Raw genomic sequence first — 8,155 nt, 5'->3', positions numbered from 1 at the left:
TGATCTTTATTAAAATTCACCTCATAATCTGCAGGAATGATGGCTCCTTTAAAGTCCGTTCCTTTAATAATTTCAAAATGTGATTCTCTAACAATACTGTCAATCTTTATTTCTGTTTGAGAGAAACCTGAAACATTAAATAGAACTGCCATAACAGTAATTAAAAATAGCTTCTTAATCATCAGTTATTCTTTTATTGGTGCCAACGTATCCGGTTAACGCAAGTAGCGGACTTGGGAAACGTAAATTTTTCGGTTAAGTTAACTTTTTAAAGGTAGTCAAAATGTCATTTTAAAAGGTCTGCCGCTATTTGCTCGTTAACCGATGTTGGCAAATGTTTTTTACTTTTTTTTCATAAACAACTACACCCAAATAAATCTACATCTTCTATCCACAAGTCAACTTTGGTTGAATCATTAATCCTCATGATTAAAGCTCGTTCAGGATAATCAAACTTGTTGTTGAGAGGAAATGTGTCTGTGTAGGTAAAGTATAAATTCTCAACTCCTTTAATGGTCGCAAAAACTGTTTCTGGTTCAAACTTGAAAGAGCAGTCGTAACATCCGTCCGCATATGCATTCTTGATAAGCGAATCAATTTCAGGATGAGATTCAAATTCTAGCTCAAGAGGATATTTAGAAGCAAACAGCACCTTTTCTTCATCCTCAAGGTTTTTCTTTGAAATTGGATAATGATAGTACTCTAAACACTCGTCATAATAGAATCCAAATCCAAGAACTTTTGTTTTTGTTTTTCTTGAGTCCGTGTATAGAAAATATGAGTTGTCCTGACCTGCAAAAACGGAATCAAACATTGATTGGTAATGAACTAATTTTCCTAGGTTGTCCAGTCCATTGTTCTTAAAATGGTCTGTTTGCTTAAGAAGGTCACGTTCGGAATTGATTTCAACCAATTTGCTTTTGATTTCTCGGTCATATTTTGGAATACCAATCATTCCGAGTTTATTGGTATCTAAGTTGAATACTGGAATTAAGAGTTGTTCGAGTGTGAACTTGGTGTATTTCTCGTTTCTTAAAGTATTCAAATCATTCTTTAGAGCTTCTAAAAATTCACGGTTTGCTTTTGGTATATCAGAATTTCTAATGGCTGTCTCATAGACATTGTCAACGAAGAAATTGTATTTAATCTGATTAAGGCTGTCAAGTCTAGACCAGTATCTATTGCATCGGTCAGCCTCAGATTTTATTTTTTTCTTTTCAGTCAAGAGTGTTGTGTCAGAATGTGTGTCTTGATTTTCAATCGTATAAGATTCTTTTTCGATTTCAGCTTTATTTGTCGAGCTGTTACATGAAGAAAATCCAAATAGAATCAGAAGTGCAATATATAGGGTGTAGTTCTTCATTTAAATATTTGCCAACGTCTCGTATAAAAACAGTGCGGCGATTGCCAGCGTTGATTTTCCGCAGGAAAATCAGACGCAGCAAGTACGCACAGACTTTCGATTCGACACTAAGATAGCATTGTTTTTATGCATTGTTGGGTGCAGCCTTTTTGCTCTAATTTTCCTGTATTAGACTTGATAAGTTTTCTACATATTGGTCTCTTACGTCTGGTCGGGAATATTGCTTTGCATACGAAAGCTTGTCTTTATCAGATGGATAATATTTAGCTTCTTGCCTTTTCTGAAGATTCATTTGATGAGTTATGTATCTCTCGTTTAACTTGAAAAATTCTAAACTATTTGCATTCCACTCATTACTATTGTACTGTTCCACAATTTGGTTAATCAGTTCAGGAGTATCTGCGGATTCCTCCTGAAGCCCGTACCATACTAAATAATCATTTATTGCACCTAACGAAATTTCTGTTTTTAAATAACCTTCAAAACTGTTGGCAGGAATGTCCTCATTAAGAAGTTTAAAATCCTTTAATATTTGATCTCTTTTCTTTTCTATAATTTGCCACGCTAAGTGCGGTTCTAATTGAAGAGGAGTCCTGTTTTCATCTGCTAATTCACCTCTAAAATCTACAGATCTATAATATTCCCTAAGTAGTCCTTGATTACGGTCTTCATATTTTATAGATGAATCATTATTATCTTTATCCCAATGGCTAATTCTATAATTTTCTTGGTTCCCTAAATATATTGTCGGTGACATACCAAAAAAATTAGCGCACATTGAGTAATAATAATGTTCAGGAGTTTGTCTGAATACGCGGTAAGAAGGTGGGGGGACTTTATATCTTGAGACATAAACAAGCTTGTCCGGTTCATAGGAAAATAAAAGTTCGAAGTTCCCCTCACTGTCCACGACAGCCGAATCCAAAATGTGGTCCTGATTTAGATAATCAAAATGGTCGTACTTATGAACATAAACTGTGTCGCCTATGAATTCTTTTGAAGTGCCTTTAATGGTATAATCAGTTGTAGTTTCCACGCTCCCACAACTTAGAATACTTAGGGCAATTAAGAGGATTACTGTTTTCATATCTATTTGATTTTTGTGTTTGTTTTTTAGGTTGCACCCAACGTCTCCGGTTAACAAAAGTGGCGAGTAGGGAAGACATCACTTTCCGTGGAGACGAATTTTTGTTATGGAAATAAATGTAGGAAATTATCGCTCAAAAAAGCCATTTTAGTTAACCGTTGTTGCAACACGCTTAGAAATCCGCTGGGAGTTTCCCGATGAGAATTTAATATTCATTTTTCCCGAAAGATCGATAAAATTAGGCTTTTCCGCAGCGTCTGAGTGAAGTCCGTTTTCATGATGGACAGGAACCGCCGCAGATAAAAACTCGAAAAGTTGCTTTTAATGACTGATTTTTCGGACAGAAAAAGAAGTGTGGCAAGGTTCAGAAACCTGACCTCTCAAAAAGGGTAAAAAAGGAGTGTCTTTTCGGTTAATGGAGTGTGTTGCAACGTTCCCGGTTAACGCAAGTAGCGGACCTGGGAAACGATTATATGTCGGTTAAGTTATCTTTTTAAAGGTAGTCAAAAATGTCATTTTAACGGTCTTCAGCTATTTGCTCGTTAACCGATGTTGTAAGCAGTGCTTATCCGATTTTAATTATTCCAGGCTGCATTATAATCAGCCAGATAATAGAATCCGATAAGGATAAGTGCTCCTATAATCACGATTAAATTTTGTTTGAAAAATTTTAAAACCAAGATCAGCATTAATCCAATTGACAGAATAAAACCGACATCAGCATATGGTGTAAATAAATCAGAAATAAGTTCTTGTGAAATTAATGGATTTTTGAGATTCACCTTTAAATAGTGGAATTGTGCGAAAGTAGAGAGAATTAAGAAATTAATATATAGGATCAAGAGAATGGAAAATCCGTTAATAGGTTTCGCAGTATTTAAGGTCGAATATTTATTTATGATTTTCTCCAATTTATGTTTGAAATGGATTTTTTTGCATTGCTTACAACGCTCCCGGTTAACGCAAGTAGCGGATTTGGGAAACGTGAATTTGTCGGTTAAGTTATCATTTTAAAGGTAGTCAAAAATGTCATTTTTCGATGGTCTGCCGCTATTTGATCGTTAACCGCTGTTGTGCGTAGGTTTTTCAATTTATTTTTTCAATCCGTGGTTCAACAGTCGATACAATATTCACAATATGATTCAGTGATATAAATGCGTAATGCTTAAATTCTCCTGGATAGTCCAATGAAGCACATGTGTCCGCTTTTACATAATCCAAGAAATTTGATTTTTTATAAGTCCGTATTTTTTCTCCAACGTATTCAGTTCCGCGAAGACTTTCATAACTTTCATTAATCACAGAATATGCAATATATTGGTCAAATATTACTTTGAATATTTCACTTTTTTTATTGTGATAAATTGGTCTTGAAGATTTAATATCAACACCGAGAATTTCATTGCTTTTTTCCAATTCATCAACTAACCCGATTGTCAATTCAAATTCCAATGAGTTTTCCTCTGGCTCAAAAATTTTGGTCAGAAATATATTTCTTTCGCTATTTATTCTTTCGTAGTTAGTCATTTTTTCAACTTACGCACAACGTCTCCGGTTAACAAAAGTGGCGAGTAGGGAAGACATCACTTTCCGTGGAGACGAATATTTGTTATGGAAATAAATGTAGGAAATTATCCCTCAAAAAAGCCATTTTAGTTAACCGTTGTTGCAACACGCTTAGGGATCCGCAGAAAGTTTCCCGATGAGATTTTAATATTCATATTTCCCGAAAGATTGATAAAATTAGGCTTTTCCGCAGCGGCTGAGTGAAGTCCGTTTTCTTGATAGACAGGAACCGCCGCAGATAAAAACTTGAAAAGTTGCTTTTAATGACTGATTTTTCGGACAGAAAACCAAGGTTGGCAAGGTTCAGAAACCTGACCTCTCAAAAAGGGCAAAAAAGGAGTGTCTTTTCGGTTAATGGAGTGTGTTGCAACGTCTCCGGTTAACGCAAGTAGCGGTCATGGGAAACGAATATTATCGGTTAATTTATCTTTTTAAAGGTAGTTAAAAATGTCATTTTTTGATGGTCTGCCGCTATTTGCTTCGTTAACCGATGTTGTAACACGTTTTTATTTTTCAGTTTTCTTTCCATTTTTTTCTCCTACTGCCCATTTTTAATTTGTTCGTTTAATTCATTAAATCCAATTCCGCCAAGTAACATTCCAATTGGCATTCCGATTAATGTCCGCCAAAATTCTTTAGGATTTCTTCGATAATCAGGAAGATAAGCCCAATATAAAAATCCTCCAAAAAGGATTATCAATACAGATATAATTATGAATTCAGTCATATTTTATTTTTATCCAAACATCGCCCAAAGCATAGACATTATTGAGTCAAAAGTGCTTTGTTCTTTTTCAGGTTCACAATATTTTTTCGATAAGTATTTCAATGATTTTTTATTCCAATTACTATCAAATATTAAATTTAGGTCAGATTTGTGATTTTGTATTTCTGATTCCGAAAGTTCTTTCCGTTTTATTTTGTATTCAGTTTCTATTAATTCCGTTATTTTCTCAAATTCTCCATTTTGAAATAATTCCTTCTCTTTTTGAGTTCCAACATTTTCTAACGAGGATTTTTTTCCTTCGTAGGTGTTATAAATTCCCAAATGTTTTTTAGTTAATTTCAAATTCTGTTGGTTTGGTCAAAATGTGTTACAACGTCTCCGGTTAACGCAAGTAGCGGACCTGGGAACGCGATTATTTGTCGGTTAAGTTATCTTTTTAAAGGTAGTTAAAAATGTCATTTTAGAAGGGTCTTCCGCTATTTGCTCGTTAACCGATGTTGTACGCAGTCTTTTAATTAATCACCTCTTTGTGATAATTTTTTATTGTAATCTCAACAAATTTATTAATAATATACTATTTTTAAACGACCCTACGATTTTATCAAATTTTATTTTAATCATAAATATATGTGATATGAAATCGTTACGTTTTAATTTCTTTCTTTTCCTTTTAGCAATCTTAATTTCTTGTAGCAAAAATGATGATAGCAGTAATGGAGAAAACCTGTCTATTGAATACGATAGATATATAGTCTGGACGACAAATGATCAAAATTATTCGGTTGGTGTAGAATTAAATACATTAGTTCAGGATTACGCGACAACTATGTGTTACTGTAGAAGTGGGTGCTCCCATAGCCCAGGACCTGGATTTACTCCGGTAGATGAATCTATGCCGGCTGCTGATGTATATTTTACCAATTTTAACGATGGAAACTGTGCGGGCTATGATGAGAATGTTCGTTTCAATGACTCTTATCAGACAGGTTCTTATAAATTAACTACGGATGATTATGAAAAGGGGATTTATATTGATATTTCGTTAGATTTTTCAGATCCTTCCACGCATTTTACTTCATCTATAGGTGATCAGCCAAGCTCTTCTTATGTAAAAATCACTAATTCTGAGCCAGATAATAGGGAAATAACTTCTGGATATTTCAATTTTGGACAAATTGTAACTGGAGAATTTCAAGCTCGCTTATATAATTGGGATGATCCTTCTAAATTTATTGATGTAAAAAACGGTCATTTTAAATTGAGAGTTCAATCATTCCAGGATGGTCGATTAGATAAGAACTAGTAAAAGTATCTATTCTAATCAAGTGGGAAGATTGCGTACAACGTCTCCGGTTAACGCAAGTAGCGGACTGGGGAAGCGATTAGTTGTCGGTTAAGTTATCTATTTAAAGGTAGTCAAAAATGTCATTTTTCAATGGTCTGCCGCTATTTGCTCGTTAACCGATGTTGCCCACAGTTTTATTTCCGCTTGACCAGTTTATCCAGCCAATTCAGACGTTGTTTTACAACACCTACATCTTTGTGGTAACGAAAACCCGATGTTTCTGCAGTTGCGTTTTTTTCTGCAATTTCTGCGTAGTGTTGGGCAAGTTCCTGATTGTTATTAGTTTGGTAAATCACAGATAGTATTGAAGCAATCTTATATTTTTGAACAGGAAGAATTACCGAATCCATTCTATCAAAAAGAAGATTTTCCACATTAGGATATTTGTCAGTTTGTTGAGTTTTAATGATAAGCTCTGAGTAACTCAGGAACGATGAAGTTTGTGGACTATTAGGATTAACGTTTTCAAAATTAATAGATTCTCGGTAATGTTTAAGTGCAGTATGATAATCGCCCCGTTGCTGATATATATCTCCCAAAAAATTTAAGGCTGAACTTTTGTTGAAAATGTCATTCGGATATTCCTTCAACAATTGATTTATTAATGATTCCGCCACATCTAAAAGCTTCGACTTCTTTGTTTCAATTAGAGCAAATGCTTGTGTTTTCAAGTATTGAGGTCGGTTGTATTCTCTTGATCTTTTTAAACGAATGTAGAATTCTTCTTCATCCTCTTTAGTCCAAGTATTTTTTGTGTACCAAGTCATTTTTTATATTGTGGGCAACGGTTTCGCATAACACAAGTTGGCGGAGTAGAGGACGCGGTTTTGTCAGCTTAGACCTGGTTTCTTGGTGAAGATAATTATTTTCTTTCTAACACTGCCGCCTATTTGAGTTATGCGTTGTTGGGTACAGTAATTTACTCCAAATCTAATTGGAAGTGTTTTTTAAAGAAATCTATTCTTTCTTGAGGTTGTTTTATCGAATCATCCCACATAATTTCCCCGGTTTCATAATCAAATTCTTTACTAAAATTTAATCCATCCATTAAGTAACCTTTATCACCATCAGAAGGATCCTTTGTAATAATAGATTCGTGAACTTCTGATAACTGATAATTTAAATCAAAAACATCAGGTTTTAGAGCAACATTTTCGAAAGACAGTTTAGATCTTACACTTGGATAGATTATTCCATCAATCGTACCTCCTTCAAAATCATTTAATATCTTATTCGAAAAGAAAGCGCTAAAAAGATAATTTTTAGGTTTCTGTCTATCAACATATTTTGAGAAATGATATGCTATAAATTTTGAAAGACTTATTACAATTTCTTGCTGTTCTTTTGGATGATTTTGCTTCACAAGTTTGTTGAACTCTTTTTCCAATCTCCAGGAATGTGGATTTATACTTCCATCAGTCGGTTGAATATGGAATATTGGACATAATTTTAGTTCTTTTGAATTTTTCTTTGTCCAAATTGATTTTGTAATTAAGTCTCCAACACGTGGTTGCATTTCGCTTATTGCTGTCATATAAAGAGGCGAAGCATACAATATACTTTGTTTAGGCAGATTACATCTTCCATAATTTGCAACCTTATCAGCCGGAGGGTATTTTAAAAATTTTATTTCTTTAATTCTCTTATTGGAACCGTGAATTCTTCTGTTGATAGTTATTCTTTCGATTTTATCTAATGAATAAGAATTTATTAAATGAGTAAATAAAGGCAGAGATTTATTAAGTACTTCAATTATCCATTTTTCCGAACTTTCATTTATATCCTTTACAGAAATATAGTTTAGAGTGTTAAGTAGTAAAGTAAAATCGTTTATGTCTTTATTAGTCAAAATCTTAAAAAATTATTGTACCCAACGTTCCCGGTTAACGCAAGCAGCGGACCTGGGAAACGATTATTTGTCGCTTAAGTTATCTTTTTAAAGGTAGTTAAAAATGTCATTTTTGAAGGGTCTGCCGCTATTTGCTCGTTAACCGATGTTGTGCCAAGTTATTGTACAGATACAGGCAATGTGAATCCTCCGCCAGTTAATTCTACTTTTTCTCCGTT

General features: G+C 34.0%; 8 protein-coding genes. 1 reads left to right on the top strand and 7 read right to left on the bottom strand.

All coding sequences use genetic code 11. The annotated features are described in order from the left end of the window. Positions 1-352: 352 nt before the first annotated feature. The 5 genes from ACFQ1G_RS01130 to ACFQ1G_RS01110 all read right to left on the bottom strand — a co-directional run bounded on the left by ACFQ1G_RS01130 (position 353) and on the right by ACFQ1G_RS01110 (position 5,085). Positions 353-1,363, bottom strand: coding sequence for a hypothetical protein (locus ACFQ1G_RS01130; protein ID WP_380736399.1), 1,011 nt, complete (start codon positions 1,361-1,363; stop codon positions 353-355). Between the two features lie 154 nt (positions 1,364-1,517). Beyond that, the gene (locus ACFQ1G_RS01125) at positions 1,518-2,450 is read right to left on the bottom strand and encodes a hypothetical protein (RefSeq protein ID WP_380736398.1); all 933 of its coding nucleotides are present in this window, start codon (positions 2,448-2,450) and stop codon (positions 1,518-1,520) included. Between the two features lie 1,086 nt (positions 2,451-3,536). Next, positions 3,537-3,977 (bottom strand): hypothetical protein, encoded by a 441-nt coding sequence (locus ACFQ1G_RS01120; RefSeq protein WP_380736397.1) that lies wholly within the window; start codon positions 3,975-3,977, stop codon positions 3,537-3,539. A gap of 577 nt (positions 3,978-4,554) precedes the next feature. After that, positions 4,555-4,743: a hypothetical protein gene (locus ACFQ1G_RS01115; RefSeq protein ID WP_380736396.1), complete on the bottom strand. Its 189-nt coding sequence runs from the start codon at positions 4,741-4,743 to the stop codon at positions 4,555-4,557. Between the two features lie 9 nt (positions 4,744-4,752). After that, positions 4,753-5,085: a hypothetical protein gene (locus ACFQ1G_RS01110; RefSeq protein ID WP_380736395.1), complete on the bottom strand. Its 333-nt coding sequence runs from the start codon at positions 5,083-5,085 to the stop codon at positions 4,753-4,755. A gap of 292 nt (positions 5,086-5,377) precedes the next feature. Here ACFQ1G_RS01110 and ACFQ1G_RS01105 point away from each other — a divergent pair, with 292 nt between their 5' ends. After that, positions 5,378-6,046, top strand: coding sequence for a hypothetical protein (locus tag ACFQ1G_RS01105; RefSeq protein ID WP_380736394.1), 669 nt, complete (start codon positions 5,378-5,380; stop codon positions 6,044-6,046). Between the two features lie 176 nt (positions 6,047-6,222). Here ACFQ1G_RS01105 and ACFQ1G_RS01100 read toward each other — a convergent pair whose 3' ends face one another. Continuing rightward, complete coding sequence (locus ACFQ1G_RS01100; protein ID WP_380736393.1) at positions 6,223-6,855, bottom strand: hypothetical protein; 633 nt, start codon at positions 6,853-6,855, stop codon at positions 6,223-6,225. A 152-nt stretch (positions 6,856-7,007) separates the two neighbouring features. Then, positions 7,008-7,937: a hypothetical protein gene (locus ACFQ1G_RS01095; protein ID WP_380736392.1), complete on the bottom strand. Its 930-nt coding sequence runs from the start codon at positions 7,935-7,937 to the stop codon at positions 7,008-7,010. Positions 7,938-8,155: the final 218 nt, after the last annotated feature.

The organism is Salinimicrobium gaetbulicola (assembly GCF_042676025.1).
Lineage (GTDB): Bacteria > Bacteroidota > Bacteroidia > Flavobacteriales > Flavobacteriaceae > Salinimicrobium > Salinimicrobium gaetbulicola.
Note: the sequence above shows the minus strand (reverse complement) of the source record. Positions and strands in the feature narration are given on the sequence as shown.

Excerpts from the sequence above, each read along its gene's own strand:
- ACFQ1G_RS01130 (WP_380736399.1), bottom strand. The coding sequence starts at position 1,363 with ATGAAGAACTACACCCTATATATTGCACTTCTGATTCTATTTGGATTT.
- ACFQ1G_RS01125 (WP_380736398.1), bottom strand. The coding sequence starts at position 2,450 with ATGAAAACAGTAATCCTCTTAATTGCCCTAAGTATTCTAAGTTGTGGG.
- ACFQ1G_RS01120 (WP_380736397.1), bottom strand. The coding sequence starts at position 3,977 with ATGACTAACTACGAAAGAATAAATAGCGAAAGAAATATATTTCTGACC.
- ACFQ1G_RS01115 (WP_380736396.1), bottom strand. The coding sequence starts at position 4,743 with ATGACTGAATTCATAATTATATCTGTATTGATAATCCTTTTTGGAGGA.
- ACFQ1G_RS01105 (WP_380736394.1), top strand. The coding sequence starts at position 5,378 with ATGAAATCGTTACGTTTTAATTTCTTTCTTTTCCTTTTAGCAATCTTA.
- ACFQ1G_RS01100 (WP_380736393.1), bottom strand. The coding sequence starts at position 6,855 with ATGACTTGGTACACAAAAAATACTTGGACTAAAGAGGATGAAGAAGAA.